The organism is Bradyrhizobium sp. 186 (assembly GCF_023101685.1).
Lineage (GTDB): Bacteria > Pseudomonadota > Alphaproteobacteria > Rhizobiales > Xanthobacteraceae > Bradyrhizobium.
This window is the reverse complement of the sequence record NZ_CP082164.1, coordinates 2719880-2736098: the sequence shown is the minus strand read 5'-3', so window position 1 is coordinate 2736098 and position 16219 is coordinate 2719880. Positions and strand designations below refer to the sequence as shown.

Annotated in this window: 18 protein-coding genes and 1 pseudogene; 11 read left to right on the top strand and 8 right to left on the bottom strand. The window is 61.2% G+C overall.

The window, feature by feature from the left end:
• Nucleotides 1-77: 77 nt before the first annotated feature.
• Both IVB18_RS12825 and IVB18_RS12820 read right to left on the bottom strand, forming a co-directional pair.
• Nucleotides 78-1025, bottom strand: a complete 948-nt coding sequence (locus IVB18_RS12825; RefSeq protein ID WP_247989486.1) for an HlyD family secretion protein — start codon at nucleotides 1023-1025, stop codon at nucleotides 78-80.
• Complete coding sequence (locus tag IVB18_RS12820) at nucleotides 1004-1486, bottom strand: MarR family winged helix-turn-helix transcriptional regulator (RefSeq protein WP_247989485.1); 483 nt, start codon at nucleotides 1484-1486, stop codon at nucleotides 1004-1006. Before IVB18_RS12820 ends, IVB18_RS12825 begins: the two co-directional genes overlap by 22 nt.
• Nucleotides 1487-1824: 338 nt before the next feature.
• Between IVB18_RS12820 and IVB18_RS12815 the strand changes: the two genes are divergently transcribed.
• Together IVB18_RS12815 and IVB18_RS12810 are read left to right on the top strand one after the other, a co-directional pair.
• Nucleotides 1825-2394: a sigma-70 family RNA polymerase sigma factor gene (locus tag IVB18_RS12815; protein WP_247989484.1), complete on the top strand. Its 570-nt coding sequence runs from the start codon at nucleotides 1825-1827 to the stop codon at nucleotides 2392-2394.
• The gene (locus IVB18_RS12810; RefSeq protein WP_247989483.1) at nucleotides 2378-3010 is read left to right on the top strand and encodes a DUF1109 domain-containing protein; all 633 of its coding nucleotides are present in this window, start codon (nucleotides 2378-2380) and stop codon (nucleotides 3008-3010) included. Before IVB18_RS12815 ends, IVB18_RS12810 begins: the two co-directional genes overlap by 17 nt.
• A 201-nt stretch (nucleotides 3011-3211) precedes the next feature.
• On the opposite strand, the gene IVB18_RS12805 is transcribed toward IVB18_RS12810, so the two are convergent.
• The 3 genes from IVB18_RS12805 to IVB18_RS12795 form a co-directional block, all read right to left on the bottom strand.
• Nucleotides 3212-4537, bottom strand: a complete 1326-nt coding sequence (locus IVB18_RS12805) for a nucleotide disphospho-sugar-binding domain-containing protein (RefSeq protein ID WP_247989482.1) — start codon at nucleotides 4535-4537, stop codon at nucleotides 3212-3214.
• Nucleotides 4538-4658: 121 nt separating this feature from the next.
• Nucleotides 4659-5741 carry an amidohydrolase family protein gene (locus tag IVB18_RS12800; protein ID WP_247989481.1) on the bottom strand — a complete coding sequence of 361 codons (1083 nt, stop codon included), beginning with the start codon at nucleotides 5739-5741 and terminating at the stop codon, nucleotides 4659-4661.
• A gap of 79 nt (nucleotides 5742-5820) precedes the next feature.
• Nucleotides 5821-6309 (bottom strand): cupin domain-containing protein, encoded by a 489-nt coding sequence (locus IVB18_RS12795; protein ID WP_247989480.1) that lies wholly within the window; start codon nucleotides 6307-6309, stop codon nucleotides 5821-5823.
• Nucleotides 6310-6504: 195 nt separating this feature from the next.
• On the opposite strand from IVB18_RS12795, the gene IVB18_RS12790 reads away from it, so the two are divergent.
• The 3 genes from IVB18_RS12790 (at nucleotide 6505) to IVB18_RS12780 (ending at nucleotide 8479) form a co-directional block, all read left to right on the top strand.
• Nucleotides 6505-6768 carry a hypothetical protein gene (locus IVB18_RS12790; protein WP_247989479.1) on the top strand — a complete coding sequence of 88 codons (264 nt, stop codon included), beginning with the start codon at nucleotides 6505-6507 and terminating at the stop codon, nucleotides 6766-6768.
• An 11-nt stretch (nucleotides 6769-6779) separates the two neighbouring features.
• Nucleotides 6780-7820: an LLM class flavin-dependent oxidoreductase gene (locus tag IVB18_RS12785; RefSeq protein ID WP_247989478.1), complete on the top strand. Its 1041-nt coding sequence runs from the start codon at nucleotides 6780-6782 to the stop codon at nucleotides 7818-7820.
• A gap of 164 nt (nucleotides 7821-7984) precedes the next feature.
• On the top strand, nucleotides 7985-8479 hold the full coding sequence (locus tag IVB18_RS12780; RefSeq protein WP_247989477.1) for a DUF3455 domain-containing protein: 495 nt from the start codon (nucleotides 7985-7987) through the stop codon (nucleotides 8477-8479).
• Between the two features lie 166 nt (nucleotides 8480-8645).
• Here IVB18_RS12780 and IVB18_RS12775 read toward each other — a convergent pair whose 3' ends face one another.
• Nucleotides 8646-9506 (bottom strand): LysR substrate-binding domain-containing protein, encoded by an 861-nt coding sequence (locus IVB18_RS12775; protein ID WP_247989476.1) that lies wholly within the window; start codon nucleotides 9504-9506, stop codon nucleotides 8646-8648.
• A 101-nt stretch (nucleotides 9507-9607) separates the two neighbouring features.
• On the opposite strand from IVB18_RS12775, the gene mdcA reads away from it, so the two are divergent.
• The 6 genes from mdcA (at nucleotide 9608) to IVB18_RS12745 (ending at nucleotide 15250) form a co-directional block, all read left to right on the top strand.
• Nucleotides 9608-11260 carry a malonate decarboxylase subunit alpha gene (mdcA, locus tag IVB18_RS12770; RefSeq protein ID WP_247989475.1) on the top strand — a complete coding sequence of 551 codons (1653 nt, stop codon included), beginning with the start codon at nucleotides 9608-9610 and terminating at the stop codon, nucleotides 11258-11260.
• A gap of 15 nt (nucleotides 11261-11275) precedes the next feature.
• A complete protein-coding gene (locus IVB18_RS12765; protein WP_247989474.1) occupies nucleotides 11276-12550 on the top strand; it encodes a malonyl-CoA decarboxylase in 1275 nt (424 codons plus the stop codon).
• A 146-nt stretch (nucleotides 12551-12696) separates the two neighbouring features.
• The gene (locus tag IVB18_RS12760) at nucleotides 12697-13476 is read left to right on the top strand and encodes an alpha/beta hydrolase (RefSeq protein WP_247989473.1); all 780 of its coding nucleotides are present in this window, start codon (nucleotides 12697-12699) and stop codon (nucleotides 13474-13476) included.
• A 56-nt stretch (nucleotides 13477-13532) separates the two neighbouring features.
• On the top strand, nucleotides 13533-14090 hold the full coding sequence (locus IVB18_RS12755; protein WP_247989472.1) for an NAD(P)H-dependent oxidoreductase: 558 nt from the start codon (nucleotides 13533-13535) through the stop codon (nucleotides 14088-14090).
• A gap of 175 nt (nucleotides 14091-14265) precedes the next feature.
• A complete protein-coding gene (locus IVB18_RS12750) occupies nucleotides 14266-14718 on the top strand; it encodes an OsmC family protein (protein ID WP_247989471.1) in 453 nt (150 codons plus the stop codon).
• A gap of 139 nt (nucleotides 14719-14857) precedes the next feature.
• Nucleotides 14858-15250, top strand: a complete 393-nt coding sequence (locus IVB18_RS12745; protein ID WP_247989470.1) for a tautomerase family protein — start codon at nucleotides 14858-14860, stop codon at nucleotides 15248-15250.
• Between the two features lie 117 nt (nucleotides 15251-15367).
• On the opposite strand, the gene IVB18_RS12740 is transcribed toward IVB18_RS12745, so the two are convergent.
• Nucleotides 15368-15703 carry an aldehyde dehydrogenase family protein gene (locus IVB18_RS12740; protein ID WP_247991622.1) on the bottom strand — a complete coding sequence of 112 codons (336 nt, stop codon included), beginning with the start codon at nucleotides 15701-15703 and terminating at the stop codon, nucleotides 15368-15370.
• A 129-nt stretch (nucleotides 15704-15832) separates the two neighbouring features.
• Nucleotides 15833-16210 (bottom strand): annotated as a pseudogene (locus IVB18_RS12735) (efflux RND transporter permease subunit); the annotation flags it as partial.
• Nucleotides 16211-16219 lie beyond the last annotated feature (9 nt).

Below are 16219 nucleotides of genomic sequence, written 5' to 3'. Positions count from 1 at the left end.
ACTTGGTGTCGTGCGCATGGTCCGGCCGAAGTAAATCCGATTGGTTGCACTCTTACGCAGCTATTGCCCATGTCTGATCAGCACGTCTCGGCAAGCCGGGTGTAGCCTGGTGCGGCGAGATATTGGCCAGGCTGCAACGACGGCACGTTGGTCACGATTCCTGCGAAGGGTGCTTTGACAACGGTATGGGAAAGCTGGCGCGCGGCCTCGTTGCGCGCGGCCAGCGCATCCTTGTAGCGCGGATGATCCTCAATCGGCGCATCCGGATCGTTATTCAGGTTTGCGGCGATTCCGGCAAGTTGCGCTTCCAGCGAGGCCAGCTTCTGCTGCGATGCTTGCAGCGTATTGCGGGCCGCGTCAAACGTCGCCCGCGGGGTGAAGTCGTTGGTGATCAACTGCTGCTGGCGCTTGAAGTTGACATTGTTGAAATCGACATCAGTCTTGGCCTGTTCGACCTGACTCTGCATGTTGCGGTAGCTGGCCTGCAGCGCGACGAGATCGTTCCGGGTGTTTCCGATCTGAGCTTCAGCGCGATCCAGCGCCAGCCGGAATGGCAGGTCGTCCAGCTTGAACAGCACGTCGCCCTTCGCAACCTTCTGGTTGTCGTGAACGAACACGTCGGTGACAATCCCGGAAACGTCGGTGGACAATCCGACCATGTCGGCCTGGACGTAGGCGTTGTCAGTCGACATGACAGCGCCCCCCGTCACATAGAGATAGCCGCCGACCATCAGCGCCACCGGCAACAGGGCAAACATCAAAATCCGCTTTCGCGATTTTTTCGGTGCTCCCGGGGCGGCCGACGGAGGCAGGTGCTGCGGTTCGCCAGACGATTTGCGACGATCCGGCCGCTCTTTCGCTGTCGGCTCGGCGGCTGCATCAGTGTCTGGAGCATCCCTCGCCTCCGGCGGATGGCGCGTCAAACGATAGACCTTGTCCTCAGCGCCCGGTGGATCACTATGGAGGATGGCCTTTTCGACGTCGGCACCGTGCCGTTTGGGATTTACTTCGCCGGTACTACCCATGGCTTGCTCGCTTCTGTTTTTCCACCGAAGTCGCACGCTTCGGTGAGGTTGAATTTCAGAACTTTGAGGGTCTCCAGCAGGCGCAAACCGTCCGCCTCGGATAGACCAGTCAACGCCTCGCGGCGGGTGATGTCGCCGAGCTTGCGCGCCTGCGTCAGCTTTGGCCGGGCTGCCGGAGCAAGCCGGAGGATCCGGACCCGCCGGTCGGACGAATCCGGATGTCGTTCGATCAGTACGCAGGCCTCTAGCTTGTCCAAGATGCGCGAAAGGGTGATCGGCTCTATGTCGAGGAGTTCTGCCAATCCGCTTTGGTTGATGCCTTCGTTCTGGGCCAGGTAGGCCAGTGCCTGCCATTGCGATCGCGTCAACCCGGATTCGCGGGAAATCTGCTCAAACCTTTTCCTGAGCAACCGCGCGACTTCGTGCAGCAGAAAACCAAGGGTGGGGGATTCGACCTCCATGGTTCTTCTCCTACGTAAGCTTATGATAAGCTTGCTTATCTTTTTGATAAGCTTGCTTATGAAAATGGCAAGCGCGCGCCCCTTGCAAACACGTCATCGTGAAGGGGAAGGATCATCCGTCGCATATGAGCGCATGCTCAAAGAAGTTGCGACTGCCCTGCGTCGGCCGCTTGCGCCGCTTCTCCTTGAAAGGATCACAATGCGCTCCGATACGTCCTTCGGACGAATGCAGCTCTTACGACCGGCTCACGGGGCTGTGGTCCGAATTTCTCACGCGAAGAGCAGCGAGAGCCGAATCGATGACTGTGGAAGAGCGAGAGCAGCTCTGGGCAGAGGCCATGCGCGCCGAGCGGCGCGGCGAAGCCGTCGTATATGAGCGCATGCTCAAGGAAGTTGCGACTGGCCTGCGTCGATCGCTTACCCCGCGTCTCATTCGCGTGGGCTTCGGTGCGCATGAGACTGAAGATCTGGTGCAGGAGATACTCATAGGCCTGCACGGCAAGCGGCACACCTGGGATCCGGCTCGCCCGTTCCTGCCATGGTTACACACGATCGCTCGCTACAAGCTCATCGATTTCGTGCGCCACCGCCGAAATGACACGCGGCGGCGTGTCGATCTGCCTCTTGACGGTTGGCTCGAAATGGTTGCCCCGCCGGCCGACGAGACCAATCGCTCAATATGGGAGCTGGATCGCCACTTTGCGGTGCTGCCGGTTGGCCAACGCAAGGTCGTCCGGGCGATTGCGGTCGAAGGCGCGTCCGTCCGCAACGTCGCCCAGGAGCTTGCGACCAGCGAGGGCGTGGTCCGGATGACGCTACACCGCGCGATCAACCGTCTTCTGCAGGCTGCGGACACTACTCCGACGAACACACGACGCTCAAGGAGCGGGCATGACGAGCACCGATGACCTCATTCATTCCCTTGCGAGCACGGCCGGCACGCCGCGGCGGGGCGCTTCCCTCCAGGCCGTCTTCGCGGTCACCGGTGCCGCGTCGTTGGCCTTCGCGCTCCTTCTCCTCTTTTCGATCATCGGCATCCGCCAGGACTTCGCCGATATGGCGGTCCGCATGCCGTTCGCGTTCAAGGTTGTCTACGCAGGCGCCCTGGTGGTGGGGACGTCGGTCGTGGCGCTCTACGCCGCGACGCCCGGCGCATCCGCCACCGCAATATGCGCCCTATTGCCAGCAGTCATTCTTCTGACTTGTGGTGTCATATTCGATCCAACCGGGTTTCCGATCATGGGGATAACCAGGACTGCCGTTGCTATCTGCGTGGGCCGCATTCTTTTTCTTTCGCTGCCAGATATGATCCTGACCTTCGTCTTCATGCGGAAAGCCGCGCCGACGCAGCCCCTTTTCGCGGGAGCAGTCCTTGGAATGCATTCCGGATCTATCGGGGCTTTGGCCTATACCCTGGCATGCAGGAATGACGGCACGGCTTTTGTCGCGATCTGGTACGCAGTGGCCTGCGCCATCATGGCGGCCGTTGGCGCCATCGTTGGGCATCGTGTCCTGCGCTGGTGAGATAGCGGCGCTGTGTCTGTGGATCGAAGCGGTCCGGATCGGAAGTTGCGTGCCTCTGGCCCATTCCACCTCTGCAGCATCGACCGTGTCCCGCTCTATCGCGCCCTTTCTCAGCCACCGTGCTGTCGTCTATCTTGAGCTCCCCCGAAATGCACGCTTCGCAAGCGCGAATAGGCGCTTGAATTTGCTGGATCGCCTCTTTCACCAGGCGGGCTGTTTATGCCACGTCCTGAGCCAGGTGCCGGTCCGTGCGGTCTCGCTGACGATGCGAAGCATCTCTGTCCGAGTGTCGAGCCTTGCGAACTCGGCGGCCATCGCGGTCGCATGCGCGCGAAAGGTAGGCTTTGCCAGAACGGTGCGGACAGCCTCGCCAAGAGCGCGCGGTGCAGGCTCGTTGGTGGCGAGATTGATGCCGACACCGGACCACGCAATACGCGCGTTGACATCGGCCTTGTCTTCCGTCAGCCCGGCGGTGACGATCGGGATCCCGAAGCTCAACGCCTGGTTCACGCTGCCATAGCCGCCATTGGTGACGAAGACGTCGGTCTTGGGCAAAATCCATTCAAAGGGCAGATAGCTTGCCACTCGCGCGTTATCGGGAATGGGACCCGGGATCGCATCGACTGGACGACCGCCTGCCGTCGCAACGACGAGCAGGTCGGGCTCCGTCGCGAGTGCCGCCAGGGTGGGGCGGACCAGAAGGCCAAAATCATGATTTGCTACCGTTCCCTGGGTGACCAGGACCACCTTGCGCGAGCCATCCAGATCGCGCGCCCAGGACGGCAGCGGTACCTGGTTCGGCACGATCGGCGGCGTACCGACGAAATGCACCGTGGCCGGAACGTCACGCGGATACTCGAAGCCCGGAACCGAGAGCTGCATATAGGCATCGGCAAGCTCCACGACGGATTCGTACATGTCCGTCGACAACGGTCCGACACCAAGCTCTTTCAGGATCTTGTTCAGGCGAAGCGCGATCGGCTGGTTGACGATCCGGTCATAATCGCGCGCGATCGCCGCATATTCGTCGCGCTGCGCTTGGTTGCTCGCGGGCGGCAGGCCCAGGAAAAGTGGCGCGCCGTCGTCGCGTCGCCAGTGCAGGATCGAGGTGCCGCAAAGAACGATGGGCGGTCGTTCCGAGCGCGGCTTAAGCAGCATCGGGACAACGCCGAACATCATGTCATCGCCAACGATGATATCTGCCGGGACATCGCGCAGGGCCCGCCGCATCCCGGCATACTGCGCGGGAATGGTGTCGACAAAGATGCGCTCCAGGGCAACACGCAGCCATTCCGGCCCCGGGGCGATCTCCTTCAGCTCGGGGACGACCGCATGGTGGTCGCGAAGATCAAGATCTGCCTGCGGTGGAAAGGCCAAAAACCTTGCGCCAGTGCCCTCGATGCGCTGACGCAATGCGCTTCCGGTCAAGAACACGACCTCGTGATGCTCTTCCATCAGGCTGCGGCCGATCGGAAGCAACGGATTGAGATGCCCCGTCGCGGGCGTCGACACGATGAGGACTTTCATGTGACTCTCCTGCTGTGAATCTTGGCGCAGAACGCGATCCGGCATTGCCGGGCTTCTGTCCGACGTAGGTGTGTCAGTTGGGGCTGGGGTGGGCGAACCTAACGACGTCCGCCCTTGCGCTTCAGCTTCGAAGTCGCGGAATGAGGCGGGCGGCATTCCCGCTGCCAATGGACGCCAATTCGGCGGCGGACAGACCGGCGTCTTCCAGGGTCTCGAACTGACCCAGGCCGAAATAGGGATAGTCACTGCCGTAGGTGATTTGAGACGCGGGCACGAGCTTGGTCAGAGCGGCGATCGTCGGCGCGCTGGTCGCGTTGGCGGTATCGTAGTTGAGCCGCCGCAGTTCACCAAGAATCCCCTCGGGCGCGAACTCCTTCAAGTTCGGACGTTTCCCGTAGAAGGCGTCGATACGACCGGCCATCATCGGGATTGTTCCGCCGGCGTGTGAGAACAGCCACCGGATCTCGCGCCATCGTGCAAAACCGCCCGAGAGCAGGAGGCTGGTGACGCATCGCGTGGTGTCGTGTGGAACTGCAATGACCGCAGGAAACGTGCCGACGCTGAGGGTGCCGCAACAGTCGGCAACGAGGGGATGAACGTATACGACGGCGCCGCGCCGATTGAGCTCGTCGAACACCGGCTTGTATTTGCTATCGCCCAGCCACTTGTCCCCGTAACTCGACTGGAGGCCGACGCCGTCCGCCCTCAGAGTGTCGAACGCATATTCAATTTCCTTGAGCGTTCGCTCGATGTCGATCATCGACAGCGTCGCGAACAGGCCAAAGCGGCCGGGTTTCTCGCGCATCCATTCGGCGGCATAATCGTTGCAGTCACGGGCCATCTGGCTGGCCTTCTCGGCATCGAGATCGAACCAGACCCCGGGGGTCGATGCGATCGACAACACCGCGGCTCGGATGCCTGCCTCGTCCATCGCTTCGATCGCCTTGGTTTTGGACCAGGCCACCTGAGAGGGAAAGTGCGGCACTTGGCGTGCCTCTTCCCATTCGAGCCACGCCTTCTGATAGGCCGGTGGAAAAAAAAGGTGATGGGTGTCGATCAACGTCGCGATCGGTGCCGCTACTGACGGTTTCGCGAACAAGGCAGCAGCCACGCCAAGGGCAGCGGCGCCCCCGATGAAGCTGCGGCGCGACGAATGGCAATAAGTGCAGGTACCAGACTGGTGACGGCCAAATATGTTTGTCATGTAACCTCGTTCAGGCACTGCTATGCCCATGTTGACCAGGTACGACCCAGGCATCCCCTACCGGAATTTAGCATCGCCGTCAGGGCCGCGGCGACGATATCGTGTGAAGGTCGTCGAACAGCGCCGGGCCCGTAATCCGAGTGCCGAATTTAGCGGCCAGGGCGATCATATCGGCAGGTTCGGTCCCAGCATTTCTTCGGAACAGCTCTTCGAGCCCTCCGGGGGTGAAGAGCACCAGCATGCGGAGGCGAGCGTCTTCGGAAGGATTGCACCAGGCATGAGGTACGCCTCTGCTGATGGTGACGGACGAGCCGGCACCGGCTTCCGCTCGACAGTCTCCATTCGCGATGAGGGCCTTACCCTCCAGAATAATGAAGTGCTCCTCCTCATTATCGTGAACGTGCAGGGGCACACCGTTTCGAGGGTCCGCGACAACCTCCAGCATCGAATAGGCACCGTTCGCTTCTTCTGAAGTTGTGCGGATGATATAGCGCTCTCCGCGCGTGACCTCCGACCACTCGCGCTCTCGTTCACTCAAAGACTTTTTGGACAATTCTTTCGAATTCATTGCGCTTACCTTCTGTGTCGTTGCGAAACCAAAAGCACTCGAATGCGGTGTGACTGGAACGTTGCGTTGCCTAGAACAATTCGATCGAAGAGGCCCCTTGCGCAACATGGTCACTGACTCGTGACAAATGGCTTCGTGCAGAAAAAGTCCCCGTGAACCTGTTACGAACGTGCCAATGGCAACGAACTGGATGACATGAACTCGCGAGCGCCCGTCTGGCCGGAACTCACGCACGGCGAGCGTCAAGGAAACGCGGCGGTCGGTGCGCGACTGCCCAAGGAATTTGCCGACCTACTGCTTAAGATGATCAGGCATCGTCTGGGCTATGAAACTTTGAGAGATGCAATGCTGACCCAACAAATGCTACTCCTCCGCGAACTGGTGCTTGCGGGCAAATCTCGAAAAACGGACGGGTTGGCGATCGTCGTCGCTAAAGCAGCGGCGAAGCTGTTAGGTTGAAGGGAGCGGCCATGAATTGTGAAGCTGTGCCGGCCCTCAGCTTTGGGATTTTTGATCATTTGGATCACGCGGGTGGAAGCCTTCGCGAGCAGTACAACGATCGATTAGAAATCGCCGCGGCTTGCGATGAAGCTGGCTTCCGCGCTTATCACGTCGCTGAACATCACGGCACGCCACACGGTCTGGCGGCTTCACCCAATTTGTTCTTGTCCGCCGTGGCGCAACGCACCAGAAAAATGAGACTCGGACCATTGGTGATGTTGTTGAATCTTTATCACCCGCTGCGCGCTTTCGAGGAAATCTGCATGTTGGATCAGCTGAGTGGGGGCAGACTCGATCTTGGCATTGGCCGCGGCGCAGTTCCACTCGAACTTTCGTTTTTCGGCGTTTCGCCGGCGGAGGCGCAAGACCGCTACAGCGAGGCGGCCGAGATCGTTCTCAAGGCCATGGATACCAATACGCTTACGTACAGCGGTCGCCATTTCAGCTTCTGCGACGTGCCGATTGCGCTCTCAACGATCCAGAAACCCTATCCACCTCTGTGGTACGGGGCGATGAAGCCGGAGACGGCCCGATGGGCTGCCGAGAGTTCGATCAACATCGCTTGTGTCGGAAAGAGCGGCGCGATCCGGGCAATTACCGACGCGTATCGCGCCCACTGGTCAACCCGGCCAACGCAAGTCATGCCGCTGCTTGGTATGGTTCGCATTGTCGTGATTGCCGGGTCCGACGTTGAGGCGCGCGCTCTGGCCGCTCCAGCCTATGCGCGCTGGTTCAAGACATTCACCTTCCTGTCGCGCACCCGTAATTTGCCGATTCCGCCGAATCTGCCGAAGTCGTTCGAGCAAGCCCTGGACGACGGCTTCTGCCTGGTCGGATCACCTTCAACGGTGCGAGAATCGCTCAAGAACCAGGTCGTTGAGGCAGGTGTGACATACCTCATGTGCCAACTCGCTTTCGGAGATCTGCCGCTCGCTGCATCGCTCCAAACAATCTCGGCCATGCGCTCGACTATCATCCCGGACTTCGCTGGATGGGTCGGTCTGACCTGATGAGAGCTTTCCGTCCGATCCAGGCGTAGGCAGACGGCGCCAATTGGTGGTTAGCCCTCGTCTTCAGGCGAACGGCCATCGTCGTCAACGCAAACAGGATCGGTGGCGATGATGTCTCAGCCCCATATGATCGGACACTTTGCATTTGTAATAAGGACCACTCCATGCTCACCCGCTTGCTATTCACCTTCGCGGCTCTTCCGCTTTTGGCGGCTTCCGCGATCGCTCAGGACATTCCGGCCAAACTTGCGCCTCCGCATAAAGAACCGCTGGTCGGCAAATACGCCGCGAAAGGCGTTCAGATATATGTCTGCACCGTCAAGGGGGGCGGAAGTGAATGGGACTTTAAGGCCCCTGAGGCCAAGCTTATCGACGCGCAAGGCAGGCCGTTCGCCAAGCACTATGCCGGCCCAACCTGGGAAGCTCCTGATGGCTCGAAGATCGTCGGCAGTATCTTAGCGAGCGAGCCCGCTCCGAAGACGGGCGCAATTCCCTGGCTGCTATTGTCGGCAGCATCCTCTGGATCGGGAGTACTTGCCGGCGCGCGTTTCGTTCAACGGGTCAATACCTCCGGCGGAGTCGGCCCAAGCGGCACGTGTCCGACCGCCGGCGCGGAGCGGCGTGTCGAGTACACGGCTGACTACATCTTCTACAAGTGATTGGGTTCGCTGACATCGGCCTGTCGCTGAAAGCGCAGCCCGCACACTCGCAGGGTCATCTCACAAAACCCCGTCAGTTGCCCGCCTTCTTTCATTTCGCGCGATCCTTGATTCCTGCAGCGCTTGACACACAACCGACTCTCGAAGATTGAAGTGCCGGTTCATCTCAAATCGCCGGGCGTGATGGCCCCTGGGCGAGGGTCAGCAGAACCGCAGCCAGTGCCGCGGCGGCCTTGTCGGGCCGGGCCTTCTCGTAGATCGCGAACTCAAGGTCAGGAAGCCGCGGCAGCCCCTCTTCCACACCGAGTATGCGCAAGCCCGCGATCAGCGCGCTTGCGGGAAGTGGGGTGACGGCAAGGCCCGCGAGCGCCGCCGCGCGTACGCCTGTCAAGCTGGGGCTGGTATAGATGATCTCCCAGGTCAGTTCGTTGTTGTTGAGCGCGGCGAGCGCAGCCTCGCGAGAGACCGATCGCTCGCGGTACAGGGCCAGCGGCAACGCCGCACCCGGAACAAGATCGAACGTGTCGGCCGCGGCCCAGACCAGCGGCTCACGCCACACCAGGCGCCCTTTCGAGGTTCCGAGCGGACGCTTTGCGAACACGACGTCAAGCCGCCCCGCATTGAGTTGCTCGATCAATTCCGCGCTGACGCCGATCTGCACCTCGAGCTTCACGCCCGCATGGAGCTTGGCAAAGCGCCCGAGCGCCGAAGGCAGCGAGCCGCCGGCAACCTCCTCGACCACGCCGAGACGCACCATGCCGGACAGCCGCGGCGCCGCCAGGCGATGACGCGCCGCTTCCTCAAGTTGCAACAGGCGACGCGCGTCGCTGAGCAGCATCTCGCCATCGTCGGTCAGTGCGACACTGCGCGTTGTCCGCCGGAACAAGGGCCGTTTGATCTCGAGCTCGAGCCGCTTGATCTGCTGGCTCACGGTCGATTGCGTCAGATTGAGCCGCTCGGCAGCGCGGTGGAAACCGTTGCAATCAGCCACGGCGACAAAGGCACGCAGCAACTCGAAATCTAGCATAATTGATCCCATTGTGCGATCAATCATATTATAAAATATCGTTTCTATAATCAATGATGGCCTCCTACCTTTTGCTTCAAGGACAGCGAAGGAGATCCATCATGTTAGACACGATACGACGCGGAGCAGATCGCGCCTCCCGTCTCGCACGGGCTGCCGCGCTCAGCGGCACCAGCGGAAAAGTCTTCCCGGCCAATCTTGCCACGCAGCTGCTCGAAGCAATTATCGAGCCCGGCGACCGCGTGACGATCGAAGGCGACAATCAGAAGCAGGCGGATTTTCTCGCCTCCGCCCTGGCCAAGGTGGATCCGGCGCGGGTGCACGATCTGCACATGGTGCAGTCTGTGCTGGCGCTGCCCGACCATCTCGCCGTGTTCGAGCGTGGTATCGCTAACCGGCTGGATTTCGCCTTCGCGGGGCCGCAAAGCCGCAAGCTCGCCGAACTGGTCGCGAACGGGACGGTGAAGATCGGGGCGATCCATACCTATCTCGAACTCTACGCCCGCATGCTGGTCGACCTGACGCCGCGCGTGGCGCTGATCGTCGCCGACAAGGCGGATCGCAACGGCAACCTCTACACTGGCCCCAATACCGAAGACACGCCGACCATCGCCGAGGCGGCGGCTTTCCGCGGCGGCATCGTGATCGCACAGGTCAACGAGATCGTCGATCGGCTGCCGCGCGTCGACGTGCCCGGCGACTGGATCGATGTCGTGGTGCCGAGCCCGAAGCCCTATCTGATCGATCCGCTGTTCACGCGCGATCCCGCCAAGATCAGGAACGAGAACGTGCTGATGGCGATGATGGCGATCGCTGCAGTCTACGAGCCCTACCAGGTGCGGCGGCTCAATCACGGCATCGGCTATGCGACCGCGGCGATCGAACTGATCCTGCCAACCTACGCCGCCCAGCGTGGGCTGAAGGGAAAGATCGCCAGCCATTTTGTGCTGAACCCGCACCCGACCCTGATCCCCGCGATCGAAGCCGGTTTCGTCGACAGCGTCTATTGCTTCGGCTCCGAGTTGGGGATGGAACGCTACGTCTCGAACCACGCCGATATCTTCCCGGTCGGCGCCGACGGGAATCTGCGGTCCAACCGCGCGCTCGCACAGGTCGCCGGACAATATGCCTGCGACCTCTTCATCGGCGGCACGTTGCAGATCGATGCGCAGGGCAACAGCTCGACGGCCACCAAGGGCCGGATCACAGGCTTCGGCGGCGCACCGAACATGGGCGCCGACCCACGTGGCCGCCGCCACGACAGTCCGACCTGGCTGCGCGCAGGTCAGGAAGTCGGCGAGAACCTGCGCGGACGCAAGCTTGTGGTGCAGATGGTGCAGACCCATCAGCCGAATGGCGCACCGAGCTTTGTCGAACGGCTGGACGCGTTCGATCTCGCAGCCTCTGCCGGTTTTGCGCTACCGCCGGTGATGATCTATGGCGACGACGTCACTCATGTCGTCACCGAACGTGGCGTGGCCAACCTTTTGCGCTGCCGATCACCGCAGGAACGCGAAGCGGCATTGCGCGCCGTCGCTGGCGATACTGAATTCGGCAGGCAACAGTTGACCGAAATCAGCGACAGCCTGCGCCGCCGCGGCACCGTGATGTCCCCCTCCGACCTCGGCATCGATGTTAACACCGCAACCCGCGACTGGCTCGCGGCCCAAACCATCGACGACCTCGTGACGGCGTCAGGCGGACTCTACGTGCCGCCAGCGAAATTCCGACCGACCACGATCCCCCACGGTTAAACACAAGAGGTAACGATGACCCCGAACACGCAAACCTCGAATGACCTGTCCAGCGCGAAGCCCGCGCCGGTCGATCGCGTGAAACAACTCGCAGCGACATTGCTGTCGCAGCGCGGCGAGGCGTCCGGCGCGCAGGTCGCGCGCGAACTGCACGACGTGCTGCGCGTCCTCGATACGGACGGCCGGCACAGCTTCCAGCGCTACCTTGCAACGGAGTTTCAGCCCGACAAAGCGGCGCTGTGCACGGCAGCGGAGCGCTATCTCGCCGACGGCACGGCGGAAGCAGCGGCCGCGCTCGCGCGAGCCAGCGATCCACCGCGGCAGGAGCTGCTGCGGCGCATGAACATGGCGCCCGGGGGCACCAGCGCGCTGATCGCGATGCGCAGCGAACTCACTGCGCATCTGCGCGACGAGCCGGAGTTGAAGCTGCTCGACGCCGACCTCAAGCATCTCTTCGCCTCCTGGTTCAACCGCGGTTTTCTCGAGCTGCGGCGGATCGACTGGCAGTCTCCGGCGGCGGTGCTGGAAAAGCTGATCGCCTATGAGGCGGTCCATGAGATCAAGGGCTGGGACGATCTGCGGCGGCGCCTTGCGCCCGACGGCCGCTGCTTTGCATTCTTCCATCCCGCCCTTCCCGGCGAGCCGCTGATCTTCGTCGAAGTCGCGCTGGTGCAGGGGTTGGCCACAGCGATGCCGCCGCTGCTAGCACGGGTGACGGATGAACGGACCGCACGGGCGCAAGCCATGCGCGCTGACACGGCGATTTTCTATTCGATTTCCAACTGCCAGGACGGCCTGCGCGGCATATCGTTCGGCAATTTCCTGATCAAGCAAGTGGTCGAGGAGCTCAAGGGGGAGTTTCCGCAACTGAAGCGTTTTTCCACCCTGTCGCCGGTACCGGGGTTTCGGCGCTGGCTCGGTCAACGGCTTGCGAATGGAAGCGATCCCGATGCCGCGCTGTTGCCACAACTCGAGAGCGGCAGCTGGTGGGATGACCCGGCGCAGAGCGAGAAGCTGCGCGCCCCCTTGTTGCGGCTTTGCGCCCGCTATCTGACGCGGCCACCCTCGATACGCATCGACCCGGTAGCGCGCTTTCACCTCGGCAACGGCGCACGGCTCGAACGGATCAATTGGCTCGGCAACGCCACACCCCGCGCGATCCAGGAATCCTTCGGCGTCATGGTCAACTATCTCTACGACCACGACAGCATCGAGAACAACCATGAGGCTTTTGTGCGTGACAGAACCATCGTGCATTCGCCCGATGTCGACGCACTGCTCGAAGCTTGAACCCATGCAAGGCGCTCGCATCAGGGCGACAGAAAGGCGGTGAACGGCAACACGACATCGAAAAACTCTCAGGCGGCCGGCGCCGCTCTGCGCCGCCCACACCAAGCAACCAGACATTCCCAGCCACCCTCGAAGGAACAAATATCATGATGATGAACAGACGCTCTTTTTCCGCCGCCCTCGTGACCGGTGCCGCAGCTTCGCTGATGTCCACAAGTGGCATGGCCGCAAATTCAACTCCAGTGAAGGCGCGCAATGTCGTGCTCGTGCACGGACTGTTTGCCGATGGCTCTTGCTGGTCGGAGGTGATCGCGCGATTGCAGGCCGCGGGGCTCAACGCCACGGCCGTGCAAAATCCACTAACCACGCTGCCTGAGGCGGTGGCTTCGGCCGAACGTGTGCTGGCGCGGCAGGATGGCCCAACAGTGCTGGTGGGTCATTCCTTCTCCGGCATGATCGTCACGGAGGCCGGTGTGCATCCGAACGTCTCGGCGCTTGTCTACGTGGCGGCGCGCGCGCCAGATGCGGGCGAGGACTATGCGGCCCTCGCGAAGACATATCCGACGCCGCCGGCGACGGCCGGGATCGTGTTCGATGGCGACGAAGGACGGCTTTCCGAGGAGGCCTTCCTTCGCGATTTCGCCGGCGACTTGCCGCAAGCGAAGGCCAGGGTGCTCTACGCCGTGCAGGAGCCGTTCCATAAGGCGCTGCTGTCAGGCAAGACCACCCATGCGGCCTGGCGATCAAAACCGAGCTACTACGCGGTTTCATCGGAAGACCGCACGATCAATCCAGACCTTGAGCGCTTCATGGCCAAGCGGATGGGCGCCAGGACCATCGAGGTTAAAGCGAGTCACCTGGCCCTCATCTCTCAACCTGATGAAATCACGCAACTGATCCTGGAGGCTGCCGGCCAACGTGCGTGAGGTGAGAGAAAGACGCATCGGACATGTTCCCGCTCCTACGTGAAAGGCCAACGAAAATGAATATCCCGAACATAGTGACCTCGCCGCGAAAGGAAAAATCTGCGTCCATCGCTGTCGTCAATGCATTCCTCTCCGAATATAGAGAGCGCGATCGCGACGTTAGAATCGACACGTTGGATATTTGGCAAGAGCAACTTCCCGAGTTCAACGCGGAGGCGATCGACGCCAAATACAAGGGCGTCTCCGGCGAATCGATGACGCCAGCCGAGGCGGCAACATGGGAAAAAATCGGAGAGTTGGCTTCACGCTTCCAACGGGCGGACCGCATCGTCCTGGGCGTACCCATGTGGAATTTCTCTGTCCCTTACAAACTCAAGCAGCTGATTGATCTGTCTTGTCAGCGAAACATGCTGTTTACGTTCGACGGACAGTTCTATGGGCCCTCATTGAGCATTGATAAGGCTTTCGTTGCGTATGTCAGGGGACAAAGCGACGCGGCCGGCTTCAAAATTGTCTCTCAGCCAGGCTTCGAATATCTCAGCGGCTACGTTGAATTTTGGCTGCGGTTTATAGGCGTCCGCCGTGTCGTAACTCTTACCGTCGAACACAGCTAGGACGGCCGCGCGCTCGACATGATCGACGCCGGAAAGAGACAAGCGACGGAGCTGGCGAAGCAATTTTGATGCTGTCCAGTACCTCAAAGCAAAGGCGCCGAAAGACGCATGGAAGGCAAAGCGAGGCGGTTGCGGTTCGGCCCGGCGGCGCTGACACGCCGGCAAGCTGCGGCACATGTACGACACGAATGGAGCACGAGCCATGAAACGATTCGGATCTGCCGCCTGGAACGGCGACCTGCGCGAAGGCAAGGGCTCGGTCTCGACCGAGAGCCGTGCGCTGGAAAGCCATCCCTACACGTTCTTCAGCCGCTACGGCGAGAAGCCGGGCACGAACCCGGAGGAACTGCTAGGCGCCGCTCACGCCGCCTGTTTCACCATGTCGTTCGTAAGACTACTCGGCATGGCGAAATTCGTGCCGGAGCAGGTCGACAGCAAATCGGAAGTCGTCATCGACAAAGACGGCGATGGCTTTTCCATCACCTCGATCCATCTTACCGTCACCGCGAAGATACCGGGTATCGACCAGGCCGCGTTCCAGTCAATCGCTGCAAAAGCAAAGGCCGGTTGCCCGGTCTCCAAACTGATGAAGGTCGAAATTGGTTTCGAAGCCATTCTCCTCTCGTGATTCCGCGCTGAAGGGGTGCACAGGTGGATCACCGCGCTGCGCCTCTTAATAGAGTGGGATGAGATTAGGCTTGGGCTAAGGCGTGCGCGCACTGAGCGCATCAACGCAATTGGTACATCCTGAACCGTGGAGACTGGAGATGCCGTTTGTAACCTTCACCGTCCGGCGCGGCCTCAGCGCCGCCGACAAGTCCCGCTTATCGGAGGCAATGCTGGAAGCCCAGGTGGCCGCCGGCTATCACCGAGCCGACCGCTTTCACCGTTTTCTCGAGGTCGACCAGGGCGACCTCCTGGTAAATCCCCGCTTCCCCGACTACGCAACGGACAGAACCGATCGGTTCATGGTCGTTGAGGTCATCATCTCCAGCGGGAGACCGGCGGGAACCGCCACCGCCATTGCGGACGAAGCGGTCAGACTGTTCGGCGAGCGCCTGCACCTCGCGCCTCAGGATATCCTATTCGTCGTCCACGCGGTGGAGCCCAACCTCCCCCGCTTTCCGGCTGCGTCGATCAGGCGAGAGGCCGCATTGTGAGGCGACGGCGAGTGCGCGATAGGTAGAGCAGGGCTGGATCGTTTCTTAACGCGGATCGCTGGCGCCCACCATTTGAGCTACGGCCGAAAACTGGGGAATAAGTGACGTCAGCTCATTTCAAGGACAGCGCAGGAGATTCGGAGCAGATCCCGCCTCCCGTCTAGCACGGGCTGCCGAAGATCGCCGCTGCGTTCCCAAGTGGATGCGCGCCATGACGGCGATAGCATCTGCGTAGCTCGAAGCCCGCACGACAGAGAGGACAGGCCCGAAGAGTTCGTCGGAATGCAACGCCATGCCCGGACGAACATTGTCGACAAGGCTCGGACCAAGAAACCAGCCCCCCTCATCCCTCGAACGTTCCGGCCGTTCGGCTCGCAATATGTGCTTCGTCGAAACCGCCGGGCCGGTCGGTTGAAAAGGCCACGACGTGCCGCTTCCCGAGCGTGTGTACATCGGCCACGCCACGTAGTCTGTCAGACTCTTCGATTATAGACGCGATGCCTGCGGCCCAGCTACCCCAAGCTTACGATTATTTGGTCGATTTTGCGGGCGAAAGACGCTGAAGGGCTAATTTAAGAACGATCATGGTTCATGAGCAGGCCGCTCTCCTTTGCTTCTGCCGAAGCGCTGTTTCGCGTTCTCGCGCCAACGCTGGAAGGTGACGTAGAGCATCGGTACCAGAAAGATGCCGATCGAGCTTGCGGCAAGCATGCCGCCAAACACCGCCGTGCCGACGGCCCGTCGACTGATCTCGGCCGCGCCGGTCGCGACCACCAGCGGCACCAGCCCGAGGATGAAGGCGATCGAGGTCATCATGACCGCACGGAAGCGCATCCGCGCTCCCATCAGCGCCGCATCCAGGATCGGCTTGCCGGCCTCGCGCTGCTCCTTGGCGAATTCGACGATCAGGATGCCGTTCTTTGCGGCAAGCGCGATCAGCACCACCAGCCCAATCTGGCCACGGCGGAC